13 protein-coding genes are annotated in these 15,742 nt (G+C 42.8%); 9 read left to right on the top strand and 4 right to left on the bottom strand.

Annotated features, from left to right (window positions below):
• Nucleotides 1-356 precede the first annotated feature (356 nt).
• From FTU46_RS15780 to FTU46_RS15765, 4 genes are all read left to right on the top strand, one after another.
• Entirely contained in the window at nucleotides 357-1,721 is a 1,365-nt protein-coding gene (locus FTU46_RS15780; protein ID WP_166137440.1) for an MFS transporter, read from the top strand.
• A gap of 366 nt (nucleotides 1,722-2,087) precedes the next feature.
• Entirely contained in the window at nucleotides 2,088-3,437 is a 1,350-nt protein-coding gene (locus tag FTU46_RS15775; protein WP_180105310.1) for an aromatic acid/H+ symport family MFS transporter, read from the top strand.
• A gap of 42 nt (nucleotides 3,438-3,479) precedes the next feature.
• On the top strand, nucleotides 3,480-4,298 hold the full coding sequence (locus FTU46_RS15770) for a hypothetical protein (RefSeq protein ID WP_257224672.1): 819 nt from the start codon (nucleotides 3,480-3,482) through the stop codon (nucleotides 4,296-4,298).
• Between the two features lie 9 nt (nucleotides 4,299-4,307).
• Nucleotides 4,308-4,631: an ankyrin repeat domain-containing protein gene (locus FTU46_RS15765; RefSeq protein WP_180105309.1), complete on the top strand. Its 324-nt coding sequence runs from the start codon at nucleotides 4,308-4,310 to the stop codon at nucleotides 4,629-4,631.
• 59 nt (nucleotides 4,632-4,690) lie between these two features.
• Here the strand turns inward: FTU46_RS15765 and FTU46_RS15760 are convergent, their stop codons facing one another.
• Together FTU46_RS15760 and FTU46_RS15755 are read right to left on the bottom strand one after the other, a co-directional pair.
• Complete coding sequence (locus FTU46_RS15760; RefSeq protein ID WP_180004125.1) at nucleotides 4,691-5,242, bottom strand: type 1 glutamine amidotransferase domain-containing protein; 552 nt, start codon at nucleotides 5,240-5,242, stop codon at nucleotides 4,691-4,693.
• 350 nt (nucleotides 5,243-5,592) lie between these two features.
• A complete protein-coding gene (locus FTU46_RS15755; protein ID WP_180047694.1) occupies nucleotides 5,593-6,285 on the bottom strand; it encodes a TIGR04219 family outer membrane beta-barrel protein in 693 nt (230 codons plus the stop codon).
• 130 nt (nucleotides 6,286-6,415) lie between these two features.
• Here FTU46_RS15755 and FTU46_RS15750 point away from each other — a divergent pair, with 130 nt between their 5' ends.
• From FTU46_RS15750 to zupT, 4 genes are all read left to right on the top strand, one after another.
• Nucleotides 6,416-7,864: an aldehyde dehydrogenase family protein gene (locus FTU46_RS15750; RefSeq protein WP_180053078.1), complete on the top strand. Its 1,449-nt coding sequence runs from the start codon at nucleotides 6,416-6,418 to the stop codon at nucleotides 7,862-7,864.
• A gap of 593 nt (nucleotides 7,865-8,457) precedes the next feature.
• Nucleotides 8,458-9,933: a sodium-dependent transporter gene (locus FTU46_RS15745; protein ID WP_125279821.1), complete on the top strand. Its 1,476-nt coding sequence runs from the start codon at nucleotides 8,458-8,460 to the stop codon at nucleotides 9,931-9,933.
• A 10-nt stretch (nucleotides 9,934-9,943) separates the two neighbouring features.
• Nucleotides 9,944-10,054 carry a methionine/alanine import family NSS transporter small subunit gene (locus FTU46_RS15740; RefSeq protein ID WP_004780392.1) on the top strand — a complete coding sequence of 37 codons (111 nt, stop codon included), beginning with the start codon at nucleotides 9,944-9,946 and terminating at the stop codon, nucleotides 10,052-10,054.
• An 83-nt stretch (nucleotides 10,055-10,137) separates the two neighbouring features.
• A complete protein-coding gene (gene zupT / locus FTU46_RS15735) occupies nucleotides 10,138-10,953 on the top strand; it encodes a zinc transporter ZupT (protein ID WP_180105308.1) in 816 nt (271 codons plus the stop codon).
• A 62-nt stretch (nucleotides 10,954-11,015) separates the two neighbouring features.
• On the opposite strand, the gene rsmB is transcribed toward zupT, so the two are convergent.
• Both rsmB and fmt read right to left on the bottom strand, forming a co-directional pair.
• Complete coding sequence (gene rsmB, locus FTU46_RS15730) at nucleotides 11,016-12,320, bottom strand: 16S rRNA (cytosine(967)-C(5))-methyltransferase RsmB (RefSeq protein ID WP_180105307.1); 1,305 nt, start codon at nucleotides 12,318-12,320, stop codon at nucleotides 11,016-11,018.
• On the bottom strand, nucleotides 12,317-13,279 hold the full coding sequence (gene fmt / locus FTU46_RS15725) for a methionyl-tRNA formyltransferase (RefSeq protein ID WP_004780397.1): 963 nt from the start codon (nucleotides 13,277-13,279) through the stop codon (nucleotides 12,317-12,319). Before fmt ends, rsmB begins: the two co-directional genes overlap by 4 nt.
• 407 nt (nucleotides 13,280-13,686) lie before the next feature.
• On the opposite strand from fmt, the gene ilvD reads away from it, so the two are divergent.
• Nucleotides 13,687-15,516, top strand: coding sequence for a dihydroxy-acid dehydratase (gene ilvD, locus FTU46_RS15720; protein ID WP_180105306.1), 1,830 nt, complete (start codon nucleotides 13,687-13,689; stop codon nucleotides 15,514-15,516).
• Nucleotides 15,517-15,742 lie beyond the last annotated feature (226 nt).

Genomic DNA, 15,742 nt, shown 5'->3' with positions numbered 1-15,742 from the left:
CCCATGTGAGAGTAAGTCATCGCCAGCTCATTATTCCAAAAGCCCTCTGCTCATGCAGGGGGCTTTTTTTATGCGTGGGTTTTTAGGAAAAGAAGTAAATAACCTCCTAATCATGCCTAAATAATAAAAATATAAATAACGTGAAAATTATAATTAATTAACTTCGTCTTATTTTTTTATTGGTTTGTCTAAAAAATATTCGATCTACGACTTTAGCCTAAATTTTATTAAAAAAATCTAACTTGGTAAGTTTTGCAGTAGACAAGGTTTAAAGAATCATCCATTTTATATACAAAAGTGAATGAACGTTCATTTTTTTATAGAATAAAAAAGCTCACAATTGGAGGTGAGGAAAAATGACAGCAACAACAGTGAATGTGAATGCTGTAGTGGATGAAGCAAAGTTTAAACCTTTTCATTTAAAGATCGTACTTTGGTGCGTATTTGTCGTTATTTTTGACGGTTATGATCTGGCAATCAACGGTGTTGCTTTACCCCTACTGATGCAAGAATGGAATATGACGGCAGTTCAGGCCGGAATGCTTGCAAGTACCGCTCTGGCAGGCATGATGTTTGGTGCCATGCTCTTCGGTATGCTGGCAGATAAAATTGGACGAAAAAATGTCATCCTGATTTGTGTGACCTTATTCAGTGGATTTACGTTCTGGGGCGGTTTTGCCTCTGGTCCGACTGAATTTGGCATCCTACGTTTTATTGCGGGCTTAGGTATTGGCGGTGTATTACCGAATCTGGTCGCATTAACTTCTGAATATGCGCCACAAAAAATGCGTAGTACCTTAGTCACTACCATGTTTAGTGGTTATGCAGTTGGCGGGATTATGGCGGCGTTATTAGGTGCCTGGTTTACCCCAAGTTTTGGTTGGGAAATCATGTTCTATATCGCAGGTATTCCATTATTGGTGCTACCTATACTGTATTTGTATTTACCAGAATCTTTAACTTTCCTGGTAAAAAAACAGCAAAATGAGAAGGCCAGTAAAATTGTTCAGCAGATCAGTCCTGAGCAAAATGTCACTGCAAGTACCCAGTTTGTACTGAATGAAGTCCATGCGCCAGATGCTTCAATTGCCGCTTTATTTAAGCAGGGCCGTAGCATGAGTACTTTATTATTCTGGTGCTGCTTCTTTATGTGTCTGCTTATGGTCTACGCATTGGGTAGCTGGTTACCAAAACTGATGATGGCAGCGGGTTATTCTCTAGGTAACAGTTTAATGTTCCTGATGGCGATGAATATTGGTGCAGTAGTTGGAACCATTGGTGGCGGTATTCTAGCGGATCGTTTCCATCTGAAACCCGTCATTATTGGCATGTTCCTATTGGGTGCAGTTTCATTAGTTGGATTAGGCTTTAACTCTCCACAAGCTGTGATCTATCTGCTGGTCGCTGCTGCAGGTGCTTCGGCAATTGGTAGCAGTATTCTGCTCTATAGTTTCGTGGCTCAGTACTATCCATTGGCAATCCGTTCTACTGGTATTGGTTGCGCGTCTGCAGTCGGTCGGGTAGGGGCAATTGTTGGTCCAATTATTATTGGATTCCTGTTGGGTATGGAGCTGCCACATAAAATGAACTTCCTGGCAGTTGCGATTCCAGCCATTATTGGCGCGATTTCAGTGGCTATGATTGTACGTAAAGATCTGAATGCAGAACGAAATGCTGAGACCTTACTGGCGAAACAGAAGCTGAATTCTATTAAAACCTAGTCACTTTTTGCCAATCCACTTGCTATAAATCTTAATTAAGTCAAAAGATCTCTTTCATAAGAAAGGGATTTTTTGTTTAAAGTATAAAAATCATTCATAAAAAATTGAATAAATCAAAAAATCATTGGTCTATAGACTATTTATATAAGCATTTTAATGAGAATAATAAATGTCTAATTATTCAATTATTTAGTTTTATAAAAATGTGATAAATCACACAAATAGCCGCTATTTTATGGCTGAAATTGCTCCATCATTTGGTCTTATTGTGCACTAAATCTCACTTGCGTATATTGCTAAAACTTGAATATTCCCCTGGATATTCAAAAGGATTTTATGGACAAGTACTCATGGGAGATGAGAACGATGACAACGGAAACAGTAGATATAAATTCTGTAGTCGATAATGCGAAATTTACGCCTTTTCACTTCAATGTAGTTGCTTGGTGTTTACTCATTATCTTGTTTGACGGCTACGATCTAGCAATCAATGGTGTTGTTTTACCTTTATTAATGCAGGACTGGGGCTTAAGTGCCGTTCAAGCGGGAATGCTTGCCAGTACTGCACTTGCCGGCATGATGTTTGGTGCGATGATCTTTGGTTCTCTAGCAGATAAAATTGGCCGTAAAAAAGTCATCATGATCTGTATCGTATTATTCAGTGGTCTGACCTTTGCCGGTGGCTTTGCTTCAAACCCGACTGAGTTTGGTATTTTACGCTTCCTTGCCGGCCTGGGCATTGGTGGTGTAATGCCAAACCTGGTGGCACTGACCTCTGAATATGCACCACAAAAAATGCGTAGTACCTTAGTAACTACTATGTTTAGTGGTTATGCGGTAGGTGGTGTGATGGCTGCCTTATTGGGTTCATGGTTTACCCCAAGTTTTGGTTGGCAAATCATGTTCTTTATCGCAGGTATTCCATTATTTTTATTGCCTGTGATCTGGAAATTCCTGCCTGAATCTTTAGCCTTTATCGTCAAAGACAACAAACAGGAAAAAGCACGTCAAATTGTGCGTCGTTTGGCTCCAAATCTAAGTGTTACAGAAACTACTACCTTTAAACTGCCACAGGAAAATGTACCTGAAGCAGCAAACGTGGTGAGCCTGTTCCGTCGCGGCCGTGCGGTAAATACGTTATTGTTCTGGGTTGCTTTCTTTACTTGCCTACTAACCATGTATGCACTGAGCAGCTGGTTACCGAAGCTGATGATGGCAGCAGGTTACTCAATGGATAACAGCCTAATGTTTATGATGGCGATGAACGTGGGTGCAGTGGTTGGCATTGTCGGTGGTGGTATTTTGGCTGACCGTTTCCACCTGAAACCGGTATTGATGTTCCTCGGTATGATGGGTGCGATTGTGATGAGCTCAATGGGCTTTGCATCTAACCAGTTCCTGCTTTACATCTTGGTGTTCCTGGCAGGTGCAGCATCAATCGGTTCGCAAATGTTGCTATACAGTTATGTTGCACAATTCTACCCATTGGCAGTACGTTCAACAGGTATTGGCTGGTCATCTGCGATTGGTCGTATGGGTGCGATTGTTGGCCCGATCCTGATCGGTGGCTTACTCGGTATGAACCTGCCTGCACACTTTAACTTTATGGCAGTCGGTTTACCGGTACTGATTACAGCGATTGCAGTTGCTTTGATCATGCATGATGATGAATCTGAAAAGATTGGTTCAGCAGATACCGTTCCTGCAAAAGCTTAAAACTTAAGTCTGAAATAAGAAGCCTCTAAAAGGAGGCTTTTTTTGTTCACATCTATAGTATTATGTCTAAAATTTAATCAAAAAATACTATTTATGTTTAATTCAAATTTAACTTCGAATGATACTCAGATAGAGACTAATAAACTTATCTTGGAATTAAAAAGAGTAATAGAAAAAGAATTCAATGCTAGTGATTGGAGTGAAATTGCTCTTTTAGTTAATGCGGATCAAATAGTCCATAATCATCCTAGGCTGCTAAGAAGTTTGAGTTTTGGGGATGATGATTATGGTGCTAATATTATTGATGTTTTAAGGGCAATTAGTTTAAAAAACCCTCATTACTTACAAACAATTAAAGACTATCTAGATCACAAATACCATGATGAAAATACTCTATATGTATCGCATCAAGTAGCTACAAATAAAATTACATTTTCTCCTTCAGTATTTAGTGTACCCAGTGTAGATTTAGAAAATGATTTAATAGCTGTAATGATGCCTTTTTCAGGTTTTGATGGTGTGTATTCTTCTATTAAAGAGGCTGCTAAAGGATCCAATTTTAGATGTTTAAGAGCGGATGATATTTGGGATAACAGTACGATCATTCAGGATATATTTGATTTAATATTTAGGGCTCGAGTAGTAATTGTCGATTTCAGTGGTAAAAATCCAAATGTCATGTATGAAACAGGGATTGCACATACTTTAGGTAAACTAGTTATTCCAATTGCTCAAAGTGTAAGTGATATTCCATCTGATATGATTCATCATAGATCTCTAATCTATTTAAAGAATGGGGAAGGGTTAAAAAATTTAGAAAGTGAACTGTGTAAAAAGCTAACTCAACTAAATTACCATTAGGAAATGACTATGGAATTCAATTCTATCTCCCCAATCCCTGAAGATGATGAAGAACTGCATCTTCCTGAACTGGTGTACTGGGCTTCAGTCGGCGACGTTGAACAGGTCGAGCAGGGCTTACAAGAAGGTCTGGACGTCAATTCTGCCGATGAAGAAGGCTATAGCGCTTTGCAGGCAGCTGCTGAAAATGATCATCTGGAAGTAGTGAAACTACTGGTGAGCAAAGGCGCAGATGTCGATCATCGCAGTACCTATACCGCTTTGGAACTGGCAGAAATGGCCGGTAATAAAGATGTAGTGGCTTATCTAAAAAGCCTGAAAGGTGGCATTTAAATAAAATAAGATCAAGAAAATAAAAAAGCCTCCAGATGGAGGCTTTTTATAGTGTGAACTTAGGCAGCATCGCCTTCCAGCTCTTTTAAGATAGCATCATTGAAAGCAGGAATGTCATCCGGATTACGTGAAGTAATCAGCACCCAGTCACCGGTATTGCAACGATGAACCTGTTCATCGACCCATTTACCACCGGCATTTTCCAGATCCAGTTTGATGCTCTTGTACGAGGTCAGGTTTTTATCCTTAATTCGCTGTGCATCAATCAGAACCCATGGCCCATGACAGATTGCGGCAATCGGTTTATGCTGATCAGCAAAATGCTGCACGATTTTCTGGGCAGATTCATTGATTCTTAGCGTATCTGCATTCACAGTGCCACCAGGAACAACCAAGAGATCATAATCACCCAGTGTGACATGATCAAAACTGGTATCAGGCGTATATGAGGTAGCAGCTTTAGTATCGCCTTTTACTGTTGCCACCTCTTCATTTTTTTCTGCCGCATGAATCACTTCAAATCCTTTGGATTTTAGAAAATTTAAAGGCTCGACCAGTTCATCATGTTCAACGCCTTGGTTTGAAGTAATAAAGAGGACCTTTTTTACCATGATTGCTGTTCCCAAAAAATGTGAGGATTTTCAGATTAACAACAAGGCGATTCTTACAATGTTGGATTTTTAGCTCGGAACTGTTAAACAATGCTAAGAATTTATAGATAAAAAAAGCCCCAACATCCTGTTGGGGCTTTTTTCGTATCTCGTGTTTAGGTATAACTCCTGTCGTACCTCACGTCCTGGTGCACTGCTTTATTCTTCTTGTTTTTAGGTATTTGAGCTTCCTGCTCTGTATGTTTGTAGAATAGTCTGAACCTGAAAGCTGGCATAGACGTCGATGACATCTATCATTGTACGTCTCGGCTTACAGGGTAAGGACCGATTTCCATAACTCATTATATTACTTAAAAGTGTATATCTAAGCCGACATAAGGACCTTTAAATTCCAGTTCCAAGTCTGGCGCATTATTTTGTTCGGCATCGATATTCATGATGCGATAGCCGACTTTAGCCCCTACATCAACCAGCAGGTTATCAATAAAGTCATATTGCAGTTCAGCCTGAACATCAGTCTTTTTGATATCGCTACCGTGACTGTAAACCGCTTCAGCTTTAGCACTCATGCCAGTAAATGGCAGTTTTACCCCCGCTGTAGCGTAGAGTAATGGACTGTATTCATCTAGATCGTACTGAGTCAGGACACCTGCATTCAGATTTCTGACTGTACCATCCAGATTAGTCAGACCCGCACCGATATCAGCATGCACAATGGTATCCAGCAGCTCATAATACAGAATATAGTCGATATTATTAAGTTCGATATCAGCAACATTCAGCGGGGTAATTTGTTCGCTATTGCTGTCCAGATTCACATATTTGATTTTGGCATTTGGCAGTAGTGGTACTGGATGTTCAAATGCAACCGACAGTTGTGCCGTGCCTTGGCGATCCAGGTCCTGTTTGCTGGCATTGGCAGATTGGCTATAACCGTCAAAATTCCAGTAGCTGGCATCTGCTTTAAGACCAATCACATCGGCATGGCCTATGCTGCTCAGTCCTAATCCTAGTAATAATGCAGTGAATAATTGTGTACGCATTTCTAATTTTCCTTACGCTTTCTTTAAATTGAGCGATTTTGTTACCTAAATACATCTTCTTAAACGTAATCAGTAAGTGCATGATATAGGTAATTTCTAAAATGTATATGCTAATGTGAAGGGCAGAATAATGGGATCGACAGCAGCACAACATCATCAAGACTATCCATTATATGTGGCAGGACAGCCGGTAAAAACGGGTGAATGGCTGGAGGTCAAACATAAATATAGTCAGGAGCTTTATGCACGTGTCGCGCTGGCAGATGCTGAAACTTTAGAAAAGGCAATTCAGTCTGCGACTCAGGCAGAAGCAGAAATGGCAGCATTGGAACCTTTCCAGAAACAGAAAATTCTGCTGCATTGTGTGAAGCGGTTTAATGAAATCCGTGAAGAACTGACTGAAATCCTGATTGCGGAAGGTGGCAAGCCACGTAAAGCAGCCGGTGCAGAAGTAGAACGTCTGATCAATACCTTCCAGATTGCGGCAGATGCGGTCACCCAGATGGATCAGGGCCGTATTTTGCCTCTGGCAGTCACTGCCGCAGCTTCCGGTTATCAGGGCATGGTCAAACAGGTACCGATTGGCGCCGTTTCCCTGATTAGTCCATTTAACTTTCCATTAAATCTGACTGCACACAAAATTGCGCCGGCAATTGCTGCAGGTTGTCCATTTGTATTAAAACCGGCGAGTCTGACTCCGGTTTCAGCCTTAAAAATTGCCGAGATTCTGGCAGAAACTGATTTACCGAAGAATGCATTCTCAGTTCTGCCGTGTCCACGCGATCTTGCAGATGTACTGGTTACAGATGACCGTTTTAAACTATTGAGCTTTACCGGTTCTGATGTCGTGGGCTGGGATATGAAAGCCCGCGCCGGCCGCAAAAAAGTTACTCTGGAACTCGGTGGGAATGCCGCAGTAATGATTGAGCCAGATACTGAACTCAGCGAACAGCTGATTGATCGTCTGATTGGTGGTGCTTATGGTCATGCAGGGCAGGTGTGTATCAGTGTGCAACGTATATTGGTGCATCAGGATATTTTTGAAGAACTGAAAGACAAGCTGGTTCAGAAACTGCAACATCTGAAAGCCGGTGATCCGGATCTGGAAACAACTTTGTTAGGGCCAATGATCAAGGAAGCTGAAGCTAAACGTTTGCATCGCTGGATGGAAGATGCCGTAGCGCAAGGTGCCCATGTACTGACTGGTGGTGAAGTGAAGGGTGCGATGTTTGAACCGATCCTGTTGGAAAAGGTAGACCATCAACTGGAAATTTACCGTAATGAAGTGTTTGGTCCGGTCGCCATTATTGAAGCTTATAGCGATTTTGAATCAGGGATTGCCTGTATTAATAGTAGTCGTTTTGGTTTGCAAGCCGGCATCTATACCCAGAATCTGCAGAAGATGATGTATGCCTGGGATCATCTACATGTGGGTGGTGTGATTATCAATGATATTCCGTCATTCCGTGTTGATAATATGCCTTATGGCGGTGTCAAAGATTCCGGTCTGGGTCGTGAAGGCATTCAGTCTGCGATTCGTGACATGCAGGAAGAACGTATGCTTGTCATCAAATGTTAAGCTGACCGAATCAATCAGTACAGTTCCACAATCGGCATAAGGCAGGCCGGTTGTGGAATTTTGCTTTTTATTGCTTAAAAAGGTAGCAGCGTAGGCAGAAAATATAGACTGAATAAATGAAGACACAGCTCTGTTTTTATTCAGAAGAAAATAAGTGAAGAAGGTATAAAAATACTTTTTCAATCTCTATTTAACACTTGATGAATTAAGAGCGAAAAATTGCTTGAAAACTGTAGTAAAACTTAAAAACAATATATTCCAAAAAGTTTATATACATATAACCAATAAAATCAAGGGCTCAGCGTAGAATTATTGAGCATTTGATAAGAATAGATTATAAAAAAAGAATGTTTTAAGCAGAAATTACAGAAAAAATTTGAAAAAGTCAGTATTGTTGAACCATCTACAAGGTCGGCTTTCTGCTCAGACTTTAAGCAAGCTGTCCGGCTAGCTGACCTGTTTGTATATTAGAATTCGATGCCCAAAAGGTATAACTCTAATTCAAACACCCGAAATAATTGAAATGCTTCTTCAGTGCTCGCGACATAACCATAATAAGCAGTATTGAATGAAGTTTAAAGTTTAGGTGTTCTATGACAGATACTCGAGAGAATTGGTCGGCACGATCAGGATTTATTATTGCAGCCATTGGCTCTGCCGTTGGTTTGGGGAATATTTGGCGCTTTCCATACGTTGCCTATGAAAATGGCGGCGGGGCATTCCTGATTCCTTATCTGATTGCAATTTTTGCAGCAGGTTTACCTCTATTATTTTTAGATTATGCAGTCGGACATAAGTTCCGCAAAGCACCGCCGATGGCCTACAAAAAACTCATGAATGCAGAATCTCTGGGTTGGTGGCAGGTCATGGTGACCCTGATTATCGGGATTTATTATGCCAGCGTCCTGTCTTGGGCCGGCAGCTATATGATTTATTCCTTTGGACAGCAATGGGGCACGGATACACAAGCCTTTTTCTTCAATAGCTACCTGCAAAATGGTGAGGGCTTAACTTTCGGTTTCGTCCCTGTGCTGTTCTTTGGTCTGGTGATCGTTTGGGCAGCCGTGATGCTGATTCTTTACGGTGGGGTACGCCGTGGGGTGGAACTGGCGAATAAAATCTTCATGCCATTACTGGTAATTTTATTCACGATTCTGGTGATTCAGGCGGTACGTTTACCGGGTGCAGTCGATGGCTTAAATGCTTTCTTTACGCCAAACTGGGAAGCCATGACCAATTATAAAGTCTGGTTGGCTGCGTTTGGTCACATCTTCTTCTCACTCTCAGTGGGCTTCGGGATTATGTTGACCTATGCCTCTTACCTGAAACGTAAAACTAACCTGACCGGTTCAGGCGTTGTGGTGGCATTAGCTAACTCGTCTTTTGAAATCTTGGCAGGTATTGGGGTTTTTGCAGCACTTGGTTTTATGGCGTTCAGTTCAGGCGCGAAAGTTGAAGATGTGGTATCTGGTGGTATCGGTCTGGCCTTTATTGCCTTCCCGAAAATCATTTCCAGCTTAGGTGCAGGCGGTGACCTGTTCGGCTTCCTGTTCTTCGGTTCATTAACAGTGGCAGGTATTACCTCCATGGTAAGTATCCTGCAGGTGCCAATTGCGGCATTCCAGGACAAACTTGGCTGGTCGAAGAACAAGTCAGTGACGATTATTGCGGGTGGTTCAGCAGTTGTATCCACCTTGATGTTCTCGACTCATAGTGCCATTACCTTTGTCGACATCATTGACTACTTCGCTAACAACATTGGTATTGTGGGTGGTGGTCTGTTCTCGATCATTTTATTGTCCTGGTTCCGTCGTCCATTGATGAAACAGCTAGAAACACATGTGAACGAGTTTGCCAGTCTGAAACTGGGTGGCAGCTGGAAATTCATGCTGACTGTAATCACGCCGTTATCTTTACTATCGGCATTGGGTTTAACCCTAAAATCAATCATGGCAGAAGGTTATGGTGATTATCCTGCAAGTACGCTATGGATGATTGGTGGGGGTACGATTGCATTCTTTATTCTGGGTGCCATTCTGTTCAGTCTAGTGAAAGATCGTCATAGTTAGGAGAACGAATATGAATACATCTGCATTAATTATGATGATTTTCTCCATGGTTTTATTATGGGGTGGTCTGGCACTGGCTGTCATGCATCTGGCAAAAAATCCAGAAGAACCAGAAGACTAAAAATCTTCACATAAACACATTGTTGCTGTAAATGAAAGTCATTATCATCTTTGGTGATAATGACTTTTTTAATGGGCAGTCTTATGGGAATTACTCCCGTTACTGATGCACAAGTCTATACTGCTTTTGCAGTGACATTTTTGGCAGGTCTGGCTACCTTGGTGGGTGGGGGATTGGTGCTGTTCTTGAAAAAACCCAACTACCGGGTTTTAGCCTTTGGATTGGCCTTTGCTGCCGGAGCAATGATCTATGTCTCTCTTACAGAAATTTTAAATAAATCGATCAGTTCATTTAGCCTGGCCTTTGATGAAAAATCCGGTTTTGCTTATGGTACTTTTGCCTTTTTATTGGGTGTGGTACTGGTCTTATTGCTGGATCGATTCGTTCCTAATCCGCATGAAACCATTGAGGCTCAATCGAAACAGGATCTGAGTCAGCCGCAATTACTAAGAACAGGACTACTGACGTTATTTGCGATTAGTGCACATAACCTGCCAGAAGGATTGGCGACTTTTTTTGCGACGCTGGAAAGTCCTGCACTGGGTGCACCATTGGCGGTTGCCATTGCGATTCATAATGTGCCTGAAGGTGTAGCGATTGCATTACCGGTTTATGGCGCAACAGGCCGTAAAGATTATGCACTTGTGGCTAGTCTGCTTTCAGGCCTTGCCGAACCTCTAGGAGCTGCATTGGGCTATTTCATTCTGGCACCGTATATGAGCCATACCATTTATGGCATGGTGTTTGGGATCATCGGTGGGGTGATGGTTTATCTGGCATTGGATGAACTCTTGCCGACTGCGAAACGTTTTTCAAAAGGTCATGAAACCGTGTATGGTTTGGTCAGCGGTATGGCTGCACTGGCGACCAGTCTAGTGGTTTTTAAATTTGTACAATAAGAAGCTCAAATCAAAATAATAAAAAAGGCAGCCAAAGCTACCTTTTCTTTTAGCAATATCATTTAAGCAGTTTTTTCAATCCGGCAATAGAAGAAGCCATCGCCTTGATCGGTTTTAGGGAGAAGCTGACGGCCATGGATCTGTTCAATACCCCAATCGGCTTCAATTTTGATTTCCTTAGCATCTGCATGCTTGCTAAAGAATTCGACCATTTGCTGTTCATTTTCCGCTTTAAGAATTGAACAGGTGATATAGAGCAAGGTGCCGCCGACTTTGAGTTGCTGCCACATATTTTCCAGAATCTGCTTTTGCAGCTCTACTGTCTGGGTAATATCTGTTGAATGACGCAGTAAACGGATATCTGGATGGCGACGCATTACACCGATGGCTGAACATGGCGCATCCAGTACGATACAGTCCGGCTGTTCCGGTGCCTGCCAAGTGATGGCATCTGCGGCTTTAATTTCAACGTGTTCGCCTTCCAGTAACAGGCGTTCAAGATTCTCAGTGACACGTGTTAAACGCTTGGCATCCTGATCCAGCGCAATCAGTTTACGTGGCTGATATTTTTCTAGAATATGCGCCGTTTTACCACCCGGTGCTGCACAGGCATCAATCACAAACTTGTCATCGAGATTTGGCAATAAGGTAGCGCAGAGCTGGGCATGTTCATCCTGTACCGAAAAACCGCCGACATCAAAACCAGGTAAGTCAGGTACCTGTACATTAGCATCGAGAATAATCCCGACTTTGGAAACAGTACAGGCATGGGCCGGAATTTCATGTTCGTCCAGAATTTCCAGATAGTCTTCACGGCTAACCTGACGTTCATTTACGCGCAAGGTCAGTGGAGCAATCTGCTTTAACTCATGACTCAGTTCAGTAAGTTGCTCTGGCCAGTCTTTTTTCAGACGTTTAAAGAGCCAGCTTGGCAGGCCATGAGCTTGATCCAATGCTGCCTGAAATTCAGATGTTTCACGTGAAACACGGCGCAGGATGGCATTGACTACGCCACTTAAAGCCTGATAACCAAGTTGCTTTACTGCAGTCACGGTTTCAGAAATGGCAGCATGCGGTGCAATCCGGGTTTCCAGTAACTGGTATAGACCGACATAGAGACAGGTTTCAACCGTGTCATTATTTAAAGGTTTGACCAGCAGAGGCAAGGTAATACTTTTAAGTGCATACCATTGACGCAAAGTACCCAATACCAGTTCATGGAACAGGGCACGGTCACGGTCGGCCACTTTCTTTAAATGCAGGGGCAAGATGCTAGCCAGAGATTGTCCTTGCTGTACAGCAAGTAAGGTACGAATCACTTGGGCACGCAAGTTAAGGTGAGATGTACCTGATTCAGAATGACTCATGCCAATAATTGTCCTACATGTAATTTTTGGGTCTGGTTAATTTGTACCGGATTGAGCGGTTTACCGCCCGGCCATTGCAGTGAAGTTAAACACACTGCTTTCTCATCACCACAGGCTACATGTACACCCTGTTTATCAATCGCCAGAATCGTACCAGCGGCATGACAGTGTGCATTTTTTTCTGAGAGTACCGAACCCCAAACCCGCAGGTTGTTATTTTCATCCAGAGGGATAAAAGCCACCGGCCAAGGATTAAAGGCACGGATATTACGGTCAATATTAGAGGCAGTACAGCTCCAGTCAATTCGGGCTTCTGCCTTAGACAGCTTATGAGCATAGACGGTAAGTTCTTCGTCCTGCACTTCCCGGGCAGCTAAATACTGTTGTAATTTTTCTTCAGATTCCAGTACCGCTACAATTGCTTCAGCACCTTGAGCAGCTAGTTTATCATGCAGGCTGGCTGAGGTATCTTCTGCAGTAATTGGACATAAGGTTTTATACATCATGTCACCAGTATCCAGCCCGGCAGCCATTTTCATGATGGTCACGCCAGTTTCGTGATCACCTGTTGCAATTGCACGTTGGATCGGCGCAGCACCACGCCAGCGTGGCAGCAGTGAACCATGAATATTCAGGCAACCATATTTAGGCGTATCCAGAACCACTTGCGGCAAAATCAGACCATAGGCAGCTACAACCATCACATCAGCATTCAAGGCTTTTAACTCAGCCTGAGCAGCAAGACCTTCTTCAGTTGAAGACTTGAAATGAAGTGGCTGATATACCGGAATGTCATGTTCAAGCGCCAGCTGTTTCACAGCAGAAGCGGTAAGTTTCTGACCACGACCGGCTTTACGGTCCGGCTGAGTATAGACCGCCACAATTTCATGATCGGTTTTGAGAAGCGCAGCCAATGCAGTTGCTGCAAATTCTGGTGTGCCTGCAAATATGATTTTCACACATGAAATTCCAAATAAACTTGGCAGCTATTATAAGCTAAAAGCCAAATGGCCGCCTAATCTACAATGCACTTAACTGTTACAGCGATTATAGATTCCTACTTTTAATTAAATTTTATATAAAAAAAACTCATGCAAATTCTAAAAATTATTCATGAAAGTTTTGTATTGTCCGATCCATGATGGCGGTATAGTAGCTTTATTAAGAGATTTTTATTGTCAGCTCACCGAGACCTCTCTATAGACATTTTTGTCTGCATCTACAACGAATAGGTCATCTTGTAAAACAATGGCTTGTAGTATGATAGGTCTAACATTCGACTGATTTAAGCTCATTGTCAGTATGATCTAGCCAGAGTGAACCTTTTTCGGTTCATTTCAAGCTCAAACTTTGTTGGAAATATAAAATGCCTGACTATCGTTCAAAAACATCGACACACGGAAGAAACATGGCGGGTGCGCGTGGCTTATGGCGCGCAACTGGGATGAAGGATGAAGACTTCGGTAAACCGATTATTGCCGTGGTGAACTCATTCACCCAGTTTGTACCGGGTCATGTTCACCTTAAAGATCTAGGCCAGCTCGTGGCACGTCAGATTGAACAGGCAGGCGGTGTAGCAAAAGAATTCAATACCATTGCTGTAGATGACGGCATCGCGATGGGTCATGATGGTATGTTGTATTCACTGCCTTCACGTGACCTGATTGCTGACTCGGTAGAATATATGGTCAGCGCACACTGTGCCGATGCCATGGTGTGTATCTCGAACTGTGACAAGATCACTCCGGGGATGCTGATGGCAGCAATGCGTCTGAACATTCCGGTGGTCTTCGTGTCTGGCGGTCCGATGGAAGCCGGTAAAGTAAAAATCCGTGGTAATGACAAAGCGATCGACCTGATCGATGCGATGATCGTTGCGGCAGATGATAACTATACTGACGAAGAAGTTGCAGAATACGAACGTTCTGCATGTCCAACCTGTGGTTCATGTTCAGGTATGTTCACTGCGAACTCAATGAACTGTTTGACTGAAGCATTGGGTCTATCACTTCCAGGTAACGGTTCAACTTTAGCAACTCACGCGAACCGTAAAAAACTGTTCGAACGTGCTGGTTCTCTCATTGTGGAACTGGCAAAACGCCATTATGAACAGGACGATTACAGCGTATTACCACGTTCAATGGTGACCAAAGCTTCGTATGAAAATGCCATGACTTTGGACATCGCAATGGGTGGTTCAACTAACACAGTACTTCACCTGTTAGCTGCTGCAAATGAAGCAGGTGTAGACTTTACGATGGATGACATCGACCGTCTGTCTCGTAAAGTACCAGTGCTTTGTAAAGTTGCTCCTGCGAAGAATGACGTGCATATGGAAGATGTACACCGTGCCGGCGGTATCATGTCGATCCTCGGTGAACTGGATCGTGCAGGCCTGTTAGATACCTCTGTCGGTACGGTTCACGAAGCAACACTCAAAGATGCTTTGGACAAGTGGGACATCATCCGTACTGAAGATGAGGAAGTGTATAAATTCTTTAAATCAGCACCGGGCGGTGTACCAACTCAAACTGCATTCTCACAAGACCGTTACTACTCACGTCTGGATGGCGACCGTGAAAATGGTGTGATCCGTAATGCAGAACATGCTTTCTCTAAAGACGGTGGTCTGGCTGTACTTTATGGCAACATCGCGCTGGATGGCTGTATCGTAAAAACAGCTGGTGTAGATGAATCAATCCTGAAATTTAACGGTACTGCACGCGTATTTGAAAGCCAGGATTCTGCGGTAGATGCGATTCTGAGTGGCAAAATCACAGCAGGTGATGTAGTTGTGATTCGTTACGAAGGTCCACGTGGTGGCCCTGGTATGCAGGAAATGCTGTACCCAACCAGCTACCTGAAATCTAAAGGTCTTGGTAAAGAGTGCGCACTTCTGACTGACGGCCGTTTCTCTGGTGGTTCTTCAGGTCTGTCGATTGGTCACGTTTCTCCGGAAGCGGCTGAAGGTGGTGCTATTGGTCTGGTTGAAGATGGCGACCGTATCGAAATCGATATTCCAAACCGTACCATTCACCTAGCTGTGGATGATGCGACTATGGCCGCTCGTCGTGCTGCTCAAGATGAAAAAGGCTGGCATCCAGTAGAAGACCGTCCACGTAAGATTTCTAAAGCTTTGAAAGCTTATGCCATGCATACCACAAGTGCTGCAAAAGGCGCAGTACGTGAAATCTAAGCTGTAAATTTTATAGCGCAAAAAAGCACTCCAGATGGGGTGCTTTTTTAAATCTTGGATTCTCAAATGAAGTGCAACAGAGATTAAATTATTGGAAGAAAGCAAGATGAGCTAGCATTTTGCTTCCGACCGACCAAAGTCAAAGTTGCATCATGAACTATACTCATCTTACTCAAGAAGAAAGATATCAGATTTCCACATTGTTACGTGAAGGTTTTTCTAAACG

The organism is Acinetobacter sp. YH12108, assembly GCF_013419055.1.
Lineage (GTDB): Bacteria > Pseudomonadota > Gammaproteobacteria > Pseudomonadales > Moraxellaceae > Acinetobacter.
This window is presented reverse-complemented; position numbering and strand designations above follow the sequence as displayed.

Bases quoted from the DNA above. Each gene is read 5' to 3' on its own strand.
- FTU46_RS15775 (WP_180105310.1), top strand. From the start codon at position 2,088: ATGACAACGGAAACAGTAGATATAAATTCTGTAGTCGATAATGCGAAA.
- FTU46_RS15760 (WP_180004125.1), bottom strand. From the start codon at position 5,242: ATGGTAAAAAAGGTCCTCTTTATTACTTCAAACCAAGGCGTTGAACAT.
- FTU46_RS15780 (WP_166137440.1), top strand. From the start codon at position 357: ATGACAGCAACAACAGTGAATGTGAATGCTGTAGTGGATGAAGCAAAG.
- ilvD (WP_180105306.1), top strand. From the start codon at position 13,687: ATGCCTGACTATCGTTCAAAAACATCGACACACGGAAGAAACATGGCG.
- FTU46_RS15765 (WP_180105309.1), top strand. From the start codon at position 4,308: ATGGAATTCAATTCTATCTCCCCAATCCCTGAAGATGATGAAGAACTG.
- FTU46_RS15755 (WP_180047694.1), bottom strand. From the start codon at position 6,285: ATGCGTACACAATTATTCACTGCATTATTACTAGGATTAGGACTGAGC.
- zupT (WP_180105308.1), top strand. From the start codon at position 10,138: ATGGGAATTACTCCCGTTACTGATGCACAAGTCTATACTGCTTTTGCA.
- rsmB (WP_180105307.1), bottom strand. From the start codon at position 12,320: ATGAGTCATTCTGAATCAGGTACATCTCACCTTAACTTGCGTGCCCAA.
- FTU46_RS15740 (WP_004780392.1), top strand. From the start codon at position 9,944: ATGAATACATCTGCATTAATTATGATGATTTTCTCCATGGTTTTATTA.
- FTU46_RS15745 (WP_125279821.1), top strand. From the start codon at position 8,458: ATGACAGATACTCGAGAGAATTGGTCGGCACGATCAGGATTTATTATT.
- FTU46_RS15750 (WP_180053078.1), top strand. From the start codon at position 6,416: ATGGGATCGACAGCAGCACAACATCATCAAGACTATCCATTATATGTG.